Here is a 13,627-nt window from a genome sequence, read left to right as displayed (position 1 = left end):
GACAACGCCCTTGCAATCGCCTTCCAGAGTCTCCGTGATCGACGACGACGAATCCGTCCGCGTCGCCTCTTCCAGCCTGCTGCGCTCGCTCGGCTGGGAGGTCAGCCTGTATCCGTCGGCTGAGTCCTTTTTCGATGCCGATTCGCTCGACGGCCTCGCGTGCGTCATCACCGATCTCAACATGCCCGGCATGTCCGGCCTGCAACTCCAGCAGCGCCTGCGCGCGGTGAAACCGGACTTGCCGGTCATGTTCATCACCGCATTCGCGTCCGATGCCGCGCGCCGTCAGGCCATCGACGGCGGCGCGGTCTGCTTTCTCGGCAAGCCCGTCGATGGAACCGCCGTCGCCGATTGCCTTGAACGCATCAGGGCAAGCTTTTTGAAGGATTAGAATGCAGTGCGTCATCCGGCCCGCACGGTTGTTCGTCTGCCGCGCGAGAAGCCGCGATGTTCTCAACGAACGCTTTTTCGAACGCCCCATGACCCTGCCGCTCGTTTCGTTCATCGTTCGTTTCCACCCGCCGGCGTCAGACCGGCCGTGATGGAGACATTCCAAAGCGCGCCGCGTCCGGTGCGTCACGATATCCGCATCGTGTCGATGCTCGCGGCGGCCATCGCGCTCGTCGTGTTTCTCATCGACGCCCTCACACCACTCGATATCGCCATCGCAGTGCTGTATGTCATCGTCGTGCTGCTGGTGGCATCGACGGGCAATCGCGCCGCGACCGTCACCACGGCGTGGGGCTGCGTGATTCTCACGCTCGTCGGCTTCATTCTTTCGCACGACGAGAACGTCTCGGGCGGCGCGCTCGCGCGATGCGCCGTGAGCCTGCTCGCGATCGGCACGACGGCCGTCCTCTCGCTGCGCAATCAGGCCACGACGACGAAGATGCAGGAGCAGCTCGAACTGCTCAATCTCGCGCACGACGCGATCGTCGCGCACGACATGAATGACCGCATCACGTTCTGGAACCGCGGCGCCGAAGCGCTCTACGGCTTCCCGGCGAACGAGGCGATCGGTCAGCCGATCCAGCGCATGACGCAATCGACATCGCCTGTGCCGCACGCGCAGATCCACGCCGAACTGTTGCGCTCGGGCCGCTGGGACGGCGAGATCACGCGCGTGCGCCACGACGGCAGCGAGATCGTGATCGCGAGCCGCGCGGCCTTGCTGCGCGACGCGAAAGGCCTGCCGCGCGCGGTGCTCGCGACGAGCAACGACATCACGCAACGCAAGCGCATGGAAGCCGAATTGCAGCGCCAGCGCGATGCGTTGAAGCGCAGCGAGGCGTTCCTGCTCGACGCGCAGCGCCTGTCGCGCACGGGCAGCATCGCGACGCGCCTGCCCGCCGGCACGATGTGGTGGTCCGACGAGGCGTATCGCATCTTCGATTATCCGCGCGACATGACGCCGTCCATCGATGCGATTCTCGCGCGCGCCCATGCCGAAGACATCGAGATCGTGCGCGGCGCGCATCAGGCAGCGGAAAGTGGCGTGTCCGAAATCGACGTGGAGCATCGGCTGCTTTTGCCGGACGGTTCGGTGAAGCACGTGCATTTCGTCGCGCATCGCGCATCGACGGAAAGCGACGGCGACGAGTACGTCGGCGCGCTGATGGACGTCACCGAAACCAAGCTGGCGCAGGAAGCGCTCGCGCGCTCGACCGCCGAGCTCGCGCACGTGACGCGCGTGACGATGCTGGGCGAACTGGCCGCGTCGATCGCGCATGAAGTCACGCAGCCGCTGGCCGCGATCGTCACGAGCGGCGGCGCCGGGCTGCGCTGGCTCGACCGCGCGCAGCCGGAGATCGCGGAGGCGCAGCAATCGATCACGCAGATGATCCGCGACGCCAAGCGCGCGAGCGAAGTCATCGCACGAATCCGCGCGATGGCGAAGAAGCGCGACAGCCAGCCCGCGATGCTCGACGTGAACGAGATCGTCGGCGAGACGATCGAGCTCGTGCGGCGCGAATTGGCGCGTCATCGCGTGGACGTACGCACCGATCTCGCGACGCCGTCGCCGACGGTAAGTTGCGATCGCGTGCAGTTGCAGCAGGTGCTCATCAATCTGATCATGAACGCTGCACAGGCGATGTCGGGCGTGGACGGGCCGCGCGTGCTGCGCATCGCGACGGGCGCGAGCGCGAGCGACGCCGGTCATGTGCAGATCACCGTGCAGGATTCAGGCACCGGTATCAGCGAAGACAACGCGCGGCGGCTCTTCGACGCCTTCTTCACGACGAAGGCCGAAGGCATGGGCATGGGCTTGTCGATCTGCCGATCGATCATCGAGTCGCATGGCGGCAGGATCTGGGCGGAAGCGCCCGATGAAGGCGGCGCACGCCTGTGTTTCGTGCTGCCCGAAAACGAAGGGGACGACGATGAGCTTTGAGAAGGACGGCGCAATGGTCTACGTGGTCGACGACGACGAATCGATGCGCGATGCGCTGCGCATGCTGCTGCGCTCCGTCGGCCTGAACGTGACGACGTTCGCGTCCGCGCATGAGTTTCTCGCTCACGACATGCCCGAGGTGCCGAGCTGTCTGATTCTCGACGTGCGGCTGAAAGGGCAGAGCGGTCTCGCCGTGCAGGAGCAGATGGCGGCGAGCCAGTTGGGCCTGCCGATCGTCTTCATGACCGCGCACGGCGATATCGCGATGACGGTTAAGGCGATGAAGGCGGGCGCGAAGGATTTTCTGGCGAAGCCGTTCCGCGATCAGGACATGCTCGATGCCGTCGCGCAGGCTTTGGAGGCCGATGAAGAGCGGCGCGCGGCGAGCCGCTCGGTCGCCGACTTGCGGCGCTCGTATGAATCGCTCACGCCGCGCGAGCGCGAAGTGATGGCGTTCGTCGTGTCGGGTCTGATGAACAAGCAGATCGCGGCGGAGATGAATCTCAGCGAGATCACGGTGAAGATTCATCGCGGCCAGGCGATGAAGAAGATGGCGGCAAGATCGCTCGCCGATCTCGTGCTGAAGGCGGAGGCGCTCGGCGTGAAGATGCCGCAGGGGGCATCGACGCCGTCGCGGGCGCAGCGGTTGTAAGTCAGCGAACGGTTTGCGCTTCGTCGACGGCAATCCTCTCCAGCGGCAATTGCGTGTCGCAGACGGCGCGATCCAGCGCATTCCAGTCATTCGGATGCGGCGCACTGAACGAATACCACGCGCCGAACGCCAGCACGGCGGCGCAACCCGATAACAGCCTGCGTGTCGATGTATCGCTCATGATGCGCTCCCGGTGCGTGACCATGACGTCAGCATAAGCAAGCGCCCGCGCGCCGGCCATTCTACGAACGGCTCGACGCGCTCATACGAACGTTTGATGTCAGTCCTCGAACGGGTTCCCGGTGTCCTTCGTTTCGGTACTGAGGTTGTACTCCGCGCGCACTGCCTTCAGCACGCCTTCGATGTCGCGCTCGAAGCCAGCCGCGTTGCCGAAGTGAGCCATATTCCAGTTGCAGCCTGTCTTGTCCGGTTCCTGCAACTGGGGCCGCGGTACGCGAATCTTCACGCCATCATCGACGATTTCCTGCAGCCGATGAATGCGACGGTCGACCTCTTGCTGAAGCCGCGAGGCATTGAGCGTCTTGCGTATCATTCGGGTCTCCTTCCGCTTTGCCCTTCTCAGCGACTACGCAGGAACTTGCCCGGGAGCGCCGTCGAGGATGCGCAGCTTCTCGCTCACATCCGGGACGTCATGACCCGCAGCACGGAGCGATTCCACGAGCCGACGCGCCGATACGCGGCAGGTGGCAAGGGTCTCGTGAAGACGCGGGTCGGCCTGCATGCAGGTAACGGCTCTTTCGACCTCGCCGGGCGGTTCGCTCAACAGCGCGGGCACGATCTCGTCGGACGGTATCAGCGAGCCTTGACTGAAGAGCTGAGCGGTCCAGTCGGAATCGATGAGCATCGCACGGCGTTCGGTCCTTCGGGCTTCTTCCTGATCGAGTGCGGTGAGGCTCTGACGGTTCTTCTGGATGGCGCCGCGCCACGCGTCGAGAACATTACGCCGGACTTCGGCAATTGCGTCGCCGAGCCCGTCGTTTGCACCGCCAACGATGACCCTGCGGTCTTCCAGCAGATCCAGTCGCTCGCGGAAATCGTCCAGGAACGGGCGCCAGTTCAGCGGGAGGTCGTTGGTCGAGTAAAACTCGCGAGCAAGGTCGTTGAGTTCGTGCCGGATATCCTGAAGAGCACGATTGTCGGCAACACGCGCTTCGTGAACATCGTGAGCTGTCACCATCTGCCGGTGCAAAGGAAAGAGTGGATTGTTGAATCGACGTCGCAAATGACGTTCGGCCGCACCGGCCTGAGCGCTCCATTTCCAGTTCGGCAGTGAAGTGGCGTTGAATTCGACGGCCTCAATCATCGGCCGAAATACCGACAGGGCCTGCTCGGTCGCGTGACGGAAGCAGGCAGCCACCTTGTAGTCGTCGCCCTGCATGTCCGAGGCGTGCTCCGCTGCGTAAGGTGAATGCGGGGCGAGCCTGAAGTAGGCAGAGGCGAGGAAATATTCCATCGGCAACTGCACGGTCAATCCTTCCTGTTTGAACGTGCGTTGTTCCGCGGAAATGGTCTCGAACACATGTGCGATGCGATTCTCGAGGTCGAGAAGCTGATCGATGGAATCGCCGCTTCCTTGATGCCTGGCATCTGCGAGCAAGCAAAAACTCTCGCGCGCCATTCGGGCCGCGAGGGCGCCGTGTTTCTCCGCAAAGAGCCAGAACCAGAGTGCGAGCTGGTAACCGCGTGCACCCGTTTGGGCGATGTCTCGAACGTCTGACGAGAATTCGATGCCCGGAGCCGCCCAGCTTGAAAAGGGAAGGGCGTCGGCGCGCTCGTACAGGTCCAGGAGGTGTCGCAGGGCGGCGTGGATGTCGACTGGCCAGTTGGCTGTCGGTTCGCCAGGATGCTTCTCGGGTTTCCAGAACTTCCAGTCCATATGCCAATCCTCGAGCACGAATTTCGGGCCGCATTGGGTTCGCCTGGTCGCGGGCTGGAAGCGATGGTTGCACACTCTATTCGACGCGTAAATGGGCGATGAAAGGGCGGCGCGCACGTCCTTGATTTACTTGACCTCACAATGTTCCGACAAATTTCGCGTGGGGTCATCGGTGCGTGGTTTAGGCTTATCTGCTTGCGATTCTCTATACTCGGCGCCGGCACCACAGCAGGCCCACGCTATCCGGACGGACGATCGATTGCACTTCGCAACTTACTCGCAGCGCGCTCGCGCTTTGTTTCTCGATTCGATCTGGTGGACGGTCATCGTCCTCTTCGTGCCGCTCGGCCCATCGCCCGAGACCATGCCGCTATCGCCGGATGCATTCGCGGTGTCCGCCGTGCTGTGGCTGCTGTTGGCTCAATGCGTTCCCATCATCCTCACGGGTATTTTCTGGGCGGTTTGGGGGACCACTCCCGGGAAACGCGCGTTGCGGCTTCAGATCGTGGATGCCGATACCGGGCAGAGTATGACTGTCAATCAAGCTGTCCTGCGCACCATAGGCTACTTGCTCACATTCGCGACGTGCGGAGCGGGATTTCTCTGGGTTCTGTTCACTTCGCGCAAGCAAGCGCTGCACGACCGTATCGCCAATACGGTCGTCATAGACACGCGCAGCGCGAGTGCGCCGCGCGCATAGGTCGAGGTCGAACCGCGCCGCCGGTCATCGCATAGGCAGTTGCAGTCTTGCGATCTCGGCAAAGTATCGCGAGCCGACCGACAGGATTTCGTCGTTGAAATCGTAACTTGCGTTATGGAGCGGAATGCCTCCTGCGGCACCGTCCGTTCCGTTGCCTATGAAAATGAAATTGCCCGGTACGGCCTGCAAAAATGCGCCGAAATCCTCCGATATCATCATCGGCTGAACGTTGGCATCCACGTTCTCCGCGCCGGCGACGTTCGATGCCGCCGTCACCGCGACGTCAACGAATTCGGGCGTGTTGACCGTCGGGACGAACTCGTGCGTGTACTCGAAGTCGCACTCGACGCCATGCGTGCGGCAGATGCCTTCGCTGACTTCTCTCATCCGCGTGTTCAATAGCCTCTGCACTTCCGGCGCGTAGCTGCGCGTGTCCCCCTTGATGATGACGTTCGACGGAATGACGTTCCGAAGGCCGTCCGTGAGTATCTCGGTACATGAAATGACGGCGGAGAGGCTTGGGTCCAGATTGCGCGAGATGATCGTCTGCAAGGCGAGCACGATCTGCGAAGCGATCACGATAGGATCGACGCCCATATGAGGGCGCGCCGCGTGTGTCCCTTTTGCCTTGATATGAATGACGAAGTTGTCTTCGCTGGCCATGATGCCGTTCGGACGCGTTGCGAAGCTGCCCGCCGGCATGCCCGGCATGTTGTGTGCGCCAAAAATGGCGTCGACGGGAAAACGGTCGAACAAGCCGTCCCGCATCATGGCTTTCGCCCCGCGTCCGTGTTCTTCGGCCGGCTGGAAGATGAAGCGAACCGTACCATCGAAGTCTCTTCGCTCAGCGAGAAGTCGAGCCGCGCCTAGAATCATCGCCATGTGGCCGTCGTGACCGCACGCGTGCATCTTTCCCGGAATGCACGATGCGTAGGGTCGGCCGGGCGCATTTTCTGTGATGTTCAGCGCATCCATCTCGGCACGAAGGCCGATTGCGCGCGTCCCACTGCCAACCTGCAGGTTGGCTACCATGCCAGTCCCGCCGATGTTGCGATGAACCTCGAGGCCGAGGGTTTTCAAAATGTTCGCAACGAAGTCCGATGTCCGGATTTCTTCGAAGCCGGTTTCGGGATTCTTGTGGAACTGATGACGCCAGTCCTTCAGGCTGTCCTGCAGGGACATTTCCATGTTTCGGTCCTTGACGTTGAGTCGGCGGTTGGGAGTCAGTGCTCGAGCGACTTTTGCCATTCGCCCTGACGCGCGAGAACCGCTTCCGCCGATTCCCCGACGAGGTCTCCATACACGCCGGGCGCGGTTGCGCCTTCAGTGTTGATGACGAGCACATGCGACTCGGAACCAAGGCCCACTTGCCGGGCGAGAGCCGGATTGCGCATGAGCACGCTCAGGCCCGCGAAGCCCGCGGCGCCTGACTCACCCACGACGAGAGGTGCGTCACGGTCCGTGCCCTTCGCAAGCGAACGCATTGCTGCGACCGCGTCGTCATCGGTTATGGTCATGAAATGGTCCACACACCGCTCGAGGATTTTCCAGGCGAGCGGAGATGTCTCGCCACACGCGAGGCCGGCCATGACCGAATCGACGGAACCGGTCGCTTTCGTGGCGTAGCCGACGATTGCGCTCTGATACAGGCAGTCTGCCTGCTCAGGCTCGACGACGATGAATCGCGGCCGCCGCGGTCCAGCATGTTCCCAGATATAACTTGCGACGCCCGCCGCCAGACCGCCGACGCCCCCTTGCAGAAACACGTGAGTGACCGGTTGGGAAGCGGCGGAACGGTTGAGCTGACTTATTGCTTCGGCGGCAATGACGCCATATCCCTGCATGACGTCGCGAGGGATCGCTTCGTAGCCTTCGTACGATGTGTCCGAGACGACATGCCAGCCATTTTCCGCTGCCAGGTTAGCCGCATGTTCCACGGACTCGTCATAGCTTCCCGCGATGCGGATGATCCTTGCGCCATAGAACGCGATGGCCTCTTCACGCTCGACGCTGACGTTGGCGTGAAGGACGATGACGCACTGGCAACCGATGTCCCGCGCGGCTGCCGCCAATGCCTTTCCGTGATTACCGTCCGTGGCGCTGATGACGGTCAGGTTCGCAAGCATTTCAGCGTATTCCCCGCGCAGCACGCTGGCCGGATTCAGCCCGTGCGTGTGCCAATGCCGAAGAATCAGCCGCACCAGCGCGATGGGCGCGCCCAACGCTTTGAAACTGCCTAGCGGCGAGCGGAGACCTTCATCCTTGAGGCTGACGCGTGCGAGGCCGAGCGCTTCCGCGGCGTCCGGAAGATCCCACAGCGGCGTCGCTGACGGGGAGATTTGGTCCCAATTCGATAACCAGGCGCCGCTTTCGTCCGCGGATCGAATGCTCAAAATGCTGCGAAGTTCGTCGGGGTAGGGCGAGTGGGTGGCGCGAGAGTTTGCAGTCAGCATCGAGAAAAGCTCCTGGAGGCACTCGACGTGCCTTGTTTAATAGGGTTTGCCGAAGTACGCACGGTCAACGGACTACCGACTTGTCGTTCCAGACATTATTGCCAAACTGACGAACGGTGATCGCGCCATTGCGAATGTCGCCAGCTTCGTCGAACTGAATGGGGCCGGTCACACCGTCGACCTTCATCGATTGCAATTTCGGCAAATAGACCTTTGGGTCGGTCGAGTTTGCTGCCTGCATGGCTGCGGCCATGGTCATGACCGCGTCGTAGGCGGGAGGCGCGTAAAGCTGCACCGGCGTCTTGAACCGCTGTTCGAATCGCTTGAAGAACGCCGGGCCGTGCGGCATCTGCGAGGGCGGCACGCCGGCGAGCGTGCAGTACATGTCGCCGTTCATCGACGAGCCGCCGAGTGTGATGAACTGCGGCGTGCAGGCTTCGTCGCCAGCGATGAACCTGACCTTCATCCCGAGCCTGCGCATCTGTTGAACGAAGGCGGCGGCTTGCGTATCGCCTCCCGTGAAAGCTATGGCATCCGGTCGCTGATTCTTGATGGTCGTGAGAACGGCCATCCAGTTGGTCGTCTTATCGGTGCCGAACTCGCGGGCGATTACGGTGCCGTTCGCGGACTTCACTGCCTTTTCGATCTGGTCGGCGAGACCCTGACCGTACGCCGTACGGTCGTCGACGATTGCAACCTTGGGCGCCTTCAGGTCCCGAACCAGGTACGTTCCGATGACCGAGCCCTGACGAACGTCATTCGCGACCATCCGGAATACCGATTTGAGCCCTTGCTGGGTCAGCAAAGGGTTCGTGGCGGATTCGGTAATCATCGGAATACCGGCGCCTGCGTAGATCCTGGAGGCGGGAATGGATGTACCGGAGTTGGCATGCCCCACGACGCCGGATACGTGGTCGTCGATGAGTTTCTGGGCGACCGTCACCGCGGTCTTCGGATCGGCGGCGTCATCCTGAGAGTCCAGTTCGAAGGTCACGATCTGGCCGCCGATGCTCAGCTTCTTGCTGTTCAAATCTTCGATGGCGAGCCGCACGCCATTCTCGTCGTCCTTTCCGATGTGCGCGAGTTCGCCAGTCAGAGGCGAAACCTGGCCGATCTTGACCGTGACATCGGCCAACGCTGCCGATGCATAAGCGCCAACTGCGACCGCCATCAGAGTGCGGGAAAGATGCTTGATGTTCATGATTTTCCGTAGGAATGCGAAGCGGTCAGGGATGATCGTCGGAATTCGTCGGCCTTGATCGGCCGGTCCGGCACCCGATGTCCGAGCGCTTGACAGGGAAAGTTTATTGCGAGAGAGGGTTTAATATTTATTCTTTTCCGCCTCTCTTTCGAGAAAAATTCTCATGCCGATCAAGCCCCGCACGCCGACGAATCTTCGAGATGTCGAATTGGACGCTTTCGATTTGCAGATTCTGGCGATCGTGCAACGGAACAATCAGACGCCTCATCGCGAGATCGGGCTGGAAGTCAATCTGTCGGTGCCATCGGTGGCGCGGCGGCTGCAGAGGCTTCGAAGTGTCGGCGTGATCGCCGCGGACCGCAGCGTACTGAACCCGGACGCGCTGGGTTCGCGGGTCACGATCATCACGCACGTGTCCGCAGAAAGCGAAGCGATAGAGCTGCTCGACGCGATGAAGGCGCGGTTCGATGCCTGCGAGCAGATCCAGCAGTGTTACTACGTGACCGGCGACGTCGATTTCATCCTGATCTTTTGCACGCGGGACATGGCGGAGTACACGGCCCTGACGCGGTCGCTGTTCTTTGCGGAAGGCAACGTTCGGAGCTTTCGAACTTTCGTCGCGATGGAGCGGGTCAAAGCAACGCTCGATGTGCCCGTCGGCCTGACGAGATAGGGCTAGTTTTCGCTGCCCTTTTACGTACGTTCGGGCTTGCTCCGACTTTCACCCCGAACGCACCTGTCGATGGCGTCGCGACTTGATCTAGCGCGCTGGTTGCGCGAACGGATTGATGGGCTGCACCTTTTGCCGGTCCTTGACCGTCTCGAGCATTTGCACTCGCTCCCAGTTTGCGACCATCGCTTCGAGGCCTCGCACGACATTCGCCTCGATCGCCTGCAATCCGGCGTCTCCCTTGAACCCCGCGCTGAACGCAGCGTGCCATCGATATTGAAGAAACGCGGACGTTTCCTGAATATGCGCTGGCGTCCCGGCGTCCGTGAACATGACGGACTCTGGCGAAAACGGGTCGTAGTGAATGACGTTACGGTAGTCAGTGTTCACTGCGACCCTGGGTTCATCGCTGACCAGCAGCGATGCGAGCAACTGCACAGAGCCCTTCATCCCTTTGGGCGTTTTGAAAATCCACAAGCGCTTTGGTAGCCGCTCGGCGAGCTCACGAATCTTGCCACTGTTGGAACCGATAAGACCGACCTGACCGTTCTTGACGTTCTGTTCGAAGTTGTGTGAGTAGTAAAAGATATCCATCAGGTGCTTTCCGTTCGTTATTCACTCGATACCGCAATGGTACCAACTCTGCCGGAAGGCTCGGTGGCGAACGCCCGGTCACGAATTTCGTGGTCGTCGGAGCGAAGGAAAATAGATCAAGTCGAAAAGACCACGGCCGCTATGTCGTCGACGAGCGTGAACGTGCGAACAAAGCGGTAGATCTGGCCGTTGATTTCCATGCGATTCGCCCCCGACGCCGTCGATACGAGCATCTCATCCGCCAACGATGTGGAGATTTTCCCTATTCTCCGAAGCTCTTCCCTCGGACCAGAGGGGTCGCCCAGGTACACGCTGCACACGCCCGGTGCATGCCGCATCATAACGATGCTCGCCGCGCTGTCGAGCGATCGTTCCAGCAATTCTGCGAGGGCTTTCAACGGTTCAGAAACGCGTTCGCGATTGCCGTTGTCCGGCACATCGGTGTCTTCCGCCATTGCGACCTCCTGTACTTGGCAGCCCATCATCCTCGACATGAGAGTACCAGTATAAGTTCACCTCGAAAGGCCGTGTCCCGGCTGGCCGCACGGCCACTGGCCTTCTTATGTGCGGTGCCCGGCACTGGAATGCGGAAAGGGACTCGCATAATCGCCTCTTCAAAAGCAACGTTTGACGCAGGGAGGTTCGATGGTGACCGAGCAATGGAACTGGACCCAGCGGCCACTTAAGCATTTAGCGCGGGTGCTCATCGTCGATGACTATCGGGGCGCCGCGGTTGCCACCGCTGAATGTTTATCGTTGGAAGGGATTCACACGCGCGTCGCCGGAGGCTGCGCCGAAGCGCTCGAGATCGTCCGGCACTGGGTTCCGGACGTGATCTTGCTCGACCTGATGATGCCTCAGCGCGACGGATTCGATACTGCTCGCGCGATTCGTGAGAGCGCTGCGGCATCGGGCGCGTTCATCTGCGCGTACACCGCGAAGCATGACGGTTTCATTACGCGAAGCCCCGACAGCGCCCTTTTCGATGGATATTTCAGAAAAGGCGCGTCGCCCGAGCGCCTTGTCGCCTTTCTCCGCCATTTGTCTTTCAGCGATTCGAAGGCCGTAGAAGCGCACTGATGCATCACCGCTCGCTTCGCAAGAACGAGAATGGACTACAGTTGAGGCTTGTGTCGTTTCTCTTGATGGAACAGCGGAGAGCGTCGAAACTGTAAAGCCGCAGAATTGGCTGGGAGGGTGATGACGGTATGGAAGACAAGTCAAAGGCGCGCTACTTGATTTCGTCCGAGACAGCGGAGGAAAAGGCGGGGCTTCTTCGGGAGCTTGCCGGCGGCAAGAACGCGTTGCGTCTGAATCAGGCGCTTGAAGCCGTGGCTTTCGGTTGCGGATTCAATGAATGGCGCGAGTTGGTGGTTATCAACGCGAAGCTGGAGGCAGGCGAGGCCAATTCCCTGGGGATATCGGCGCTGATGCTGGCCGATGACCAGCACGTCGACGCGGACACACTCTCGGCGCGCCATGCGCTGCAGCTGGAGGCCATTCGAGGGGTCATCACATGTTCCTCTGCCAGGGCGCAAGAGCTCATGATGCAGTGGGCGCTCTCACGCTCGACGCATAACTCCGAAACATTGACCGCGGAAGCAGATCACCGCGAGGGTGACGACACGGCAGGCCGTTCCGTACCAGGCGGCGACTCGGAACCCGCGCTTGAAGAAGCGCTCGACGATGCGCTCTTCGCGGCGGCACAGGAGTCACGTCCTGACGAAGCGCCGTACGCGCAGCCTTCTACTCCCGCCGCACCGGTCGCGGTGACTTACAAGAAGCGTCGCCGCGCGTGATGCTCAGCCGCGACGGCCTCGTTCGAAAGCTTCCCGATTGACCTTCACGAATTCCTCGACGGTCTGCGGCGCTTTTCCGGTCACTTGTTCGATAACGCTATCGGTTCCTTCAAAGACGCCGTTCTGATAGTCGACCGCCACTTCGATAAAGTGCTGAATCGTAAATTCCGGCAGATCGTAGTGGCTCAAATGCTCCCGATATCCGTCGAGCGTCGCCGGGTTGTACACAATCTTCCGGTTCAACACTTCGCTCATGACCTCGGCGATCTCCGATTGAGTCATCTGCGCCGGCCCACAAAGCTCGTAGGCCTTCCCGATGTGAGCGTCCGGCTTCGCGAGCACCGCGGCGATGAATCGTGCCTGATCTTCCGCGGCGATCGGCGCATGTTTGCCATCGCCGAATGGCAGCGCAATCTCTCCGTCGCGCACGATCGTATCGCGCACCCACGGAAATACGAGCCACTCCGAAAAGAACGTCGGCCGGATATGAACAGTCGGCACGCCCGACCAGTCGAGGACGCGCTCCGCGATCCAGTGGTCACGGGCCGCGTGACTTCTTGCGTTCTCCCGCGCCGATATCTGCGACATGTTGACGACCGCATCGAGGCCGGCCCGACGCGCAGCATCGGCGAAATAAGCAGTCGCCTGAATGAAGCCGGGACGCACGGGAAAACAGAGATAGGCGGCATCCATGTCCGTGGCGGCACGTATTGCGTCGTCATGCGATAGCAGGTCTCCCGTCATGATTTCAGCGCCAGCGCGACGCAGCGGCTCGCTGCGCTCGTCTTCCTTGCGCACGAGGGCGCGGACGGAATGGCCTCTGTCGAGAAGGTTTTGGACGACGTGTACGCCCGTCTTTCCGGCGGCAGCCGTAACCAGAATCTTGCGTTGTTCCATGATGCTTCTCCTTGAGAATGATGTGAGTGCATATACACAGATTTGAGCGTCCGATGTCTGCGCTCGATCACATTGATGAGGATTATAGGCATAATCTTTGTGGAGAAAATTAGGTGGAAAAACAAGTGATAATTGTCAGAACTGCATGAATCGCAGTGACATGGAGGATTACACTCGCTTACCAATACAAATCCGAGGTGAAACGTGGGACGCTCTCAAGTCGAAAAATTGGAGACGCATCAGCGCATCATAGATATCGCGGCGAAGCGTTTTCGCGAGCGGGGAATCGATGGCGTGAGCATCGCTGACGTGATGAAGGAAGCTGGTCTCACGGTCGGAGGGTTCTACAAGCACTTTGCGTCGCGCGACGAA

General features: G+C 60.9%; 16 protein-coding genes and 1 pseudogene. 8 read left to right on the top strand and 9 right to left on the bottom strand.

The features are described 5' to 3' along the window. The first annotated feature begins 10 nt into the window (after positions 1-10). The 3 genes from AWB74_RS09605 (at position 11) to AWB74_RS09595 (ending at position 3,044) form a co-directional block, all read left to right on the top strand. Complete coding sequence (locus tag AWB74_RS09605) at positions 11-391, top strand: response regulator transcription factor (protein WP_061146530.1); 381 nt, start codon at positions 11-13, stop codon at positions 389-391. Between the two features lie 150 nt (positions 392-541). Next, the gene (locus AWB74_RS09600; RefSeq protein WP_061146529.1) at positions 542-2,392 is read left to right on the top strand and encodes a PAS domain-containing sensor histidine kinase; all 1,851 of its coding nucleotides are present in this window, start codon (positions 542-544) and stop codon (positions 2,390-2,392) included. Then, positions 2,382-3,044 (top strand): response regulator transcription factor, encoded by a 663-nt coding sequence (locus AWB74_RS09595; RefSeq protein ID WP_061146528.1) that lies wholly within the window; start codon positions 2,382-2,384, stop codon positions 3,042-3,044. Before AWB74_RS09600 ends, AWB74_RS09595 begins: the two co-directional genes overlap by 11 nt. A 1-nt stretch (position 3,045) precedes the next feature. On the opposite strand, the gene AWB74_RS09590 is transcribed toward AWB74_RS09595, so the two are convergent. From AWB74_RS09590 to AWB74_RS09580, 3 genes are all read right to left on the bottom strand, one after another. Next, positions 3,046-3,225 (bottom strand): hypothetical protein, encoded by a 180-nt coding sequence (locus AWB74_RS09590; protein ID WP_235024527.1) that lies wholly within the window; start codon positions 3,223-3,225, stop codon positions 3,046-3,048. 99 nt (positions 3,226-3,324) lie between these two features. After that, on the bottom strand, positions 3,325-3,597 hold the full coding sequence (locus AWB74_RS09585; RefSeq protein ID WP_061146526.1) for a hypothetical protein: 273 nt from the start codon (positions 3,595-3,597) through the stop codon (positions 3,325-3,327). Positions 3,598-3,630: 33 nt separating this feature from the next. Further along, positions 3,631-4,941, bottom strand: coding sequence for a hypothetical protein (locus AWB74_RS09580; protein WP_061146525.1), 1,311 nt, complete (start codon positions 4,939-4,941; stop codon positions 3,631-3,633). Positions 4,942-5,200: 259 nt separating this feature from the next. Here AWB74_RS09580 and AWB74_RS09575 point away from each other — a divergent pair, with 259 nt between their 5' ends. Beyond that, the gene (locus tag AWB74_RS09575) at positions 5,201-5,641 is read left to right on the top strand and encodes an RDD family protein (protein ID WP_061146524.1); all 441 of its coding nucleotides are present in this window, start codon (positions 5,201-5,203) and stop codon (positions 5,639-5,641) included. Positions 5,642-5,665: 24 nt separating this feature from the next. Here AWB74_RS09575 and AWB74_RS09570 read toward each other — a convergent pair whose 3' ends face one another. From AWB74_RS09570 to AWB74_RS09560, 3 genes are all read right to left on the bottom strand, one after another. Further along, positions 5,666-6,829 carry a M20 aminoacylase family protein gene (locus AWB74_RS09570; RefSeq protein WP_061146523.1) on the bottom strand — a complete coding sequence of 388 codons (1,164 nt, stop codon included), beginning with the start codon at positions 6,827-6,829 and terminating at the stop codon, positions 5,666-5,668. A 35-nt stretch (positions 6,830-6,864) separates the two neighbouring features. Further along, positions 6,865-8,094 carry a diaminopropionate ammonia-lyase gene (locus AWB74_RS09565; RefSeq protein ID WP_061146522.1) on the bottom strand — a complete coding sequence of 410 codons (1,230 nt, stop codon included), beginning with the start codon at positions 8,092-8,094 and terminating at the stop codon, positions 6,865-6,867. A 64-nt stretch (positions 8,095-8,158) separates the two neighbouring features. After that, the gene (locus tag AWB74_RS09560; RefSeq protein ID WP_061146521.1) at positions 8,159-9,295 is read right to left on the bottom strand and encodes a branched-chain amino acid ABC transporter substrate-binding protein; all 1,137 of its coding nucleotides are present in this window, start codon (positions 9,293-9,295) and stop codon (positions 8,159-8,161) included. 163 nt (positions 9,296-9,458) lie between these two features. Between AWB74_RS09560 and AWB74_RS09555 the strand changes: the two genes are divergently transcribed. Then, complete coding sequence (locus AWB74_RS09555) at positions 9,459-9,968, top strand: Lrp/AsnC family transcriptional regulator (protein ID WP_061146520.1); 510 nt, start codon at positions 9,459-9,461, stop codon at positions 9,966-9,968. Positions 9,969-10,055: 87 nt separating this feature from the next. Here the strand turns inward: AWB74_RS09555 and AWB74_RS09550 are convergent, their stop codons facing one another. Together AWB74_RS09550 and AWB74_RS09545 are read right to left on the bottom strand one after the other, a co-directional pair. After that, positions 10,056-10,559: a hypothetical protein gene (locus AWB74_RS09550; RefSeq protein ID WP_061146519.1), complete on the bottom strand. Its 504-nt coding sequence runs from the start codon at positions 10,557-10,559 to the stop codon at positions 10,056-10,058. A 116-nt stretch (positions 10,560-10,675) separates the two neighbouring features. After that, the gene (locus tag AWB74_RS09545) at positions 10,676-11,014 is read right to left on the bottom strand and encodes a hypothetical protein (RefSeq protein WP_061146679.1); all 339 of its coding nucleotides are present in this window, start codon (positions 11,012-11,014) and stop codon (positions 10,676-10,678) included. A 190-nt stretch (positions 11,015-11,204) separates the two neighbouring features. On the opposite strand from AWB74_RS09545, the gene AWB74_RS09540 reads away from it, so the two are divergent. Both AWB74_RS09540 and AWB74_RS09535 read left to right on the top strand, forming a co-directional pair. Further along, positions 11,205-11,639 carry a response regulator gene (locus AWB74_RS09540; protein ID WP_087038920.1) on the top strand — a complete coding sequence of 145 codons (435 nt, stop codon included), beginning with the start codon at positions 11,205-11,207 and terminating at the stop codon, positions 11,637-11,639. Between the two features lie 128 nt (positions 11,640-11,767). Next, a complete protein-coding gene (locus AWB74_RS09535) occupies positions 11,768-12,358 on the top strand; it encodes a hypothetical protein (RefSeq protein WP_061146517.1) in 591 nt (196 codons plus the stop codon). Positions 12,359-12,361: 3 nt separating this feature from the next. Here the strand turns inward: AWB74_RS09535 and AWB74_RS09530 are convergent, their stop codons facing one another. After that, positions 12,362-13,255, bottom strand: a complete 894-nt coding sequence (locus tag AWB74_RS09530) for an NmrA family NAD(P)-binding protein (RefSeq protein ID WP_061146516.1) — start codon at positions 13,253-13,255, stop codon at positions 12,362-12,364. Positions 13,256-13,459: 204 nt separating this feature from the next. Here AWB74_RS09530 and AWB74_RS48185 point away from each other — a divergent pair. After that, positions 13,460-13,627, top strand: a pseudogene (locus AWB74_RS48185) (TetR/AcrR family transcriptional regulator); the annotation flags it as partial.

This window comes from Caballeronia arvi, from assembly GCF_001544695.2.
Lineage (GTDB): Bacteria > Pseudomonadota > Gammaproteobacteria > Burkholderiales > Burkholderiaceae > Caballeronia > Caballeronia arvi.
The sequence above is the reverse complement of the archived record's forward strand: the minus strand, read 5'-3'. Positions and strand labels throughout refer to the sequence as shown.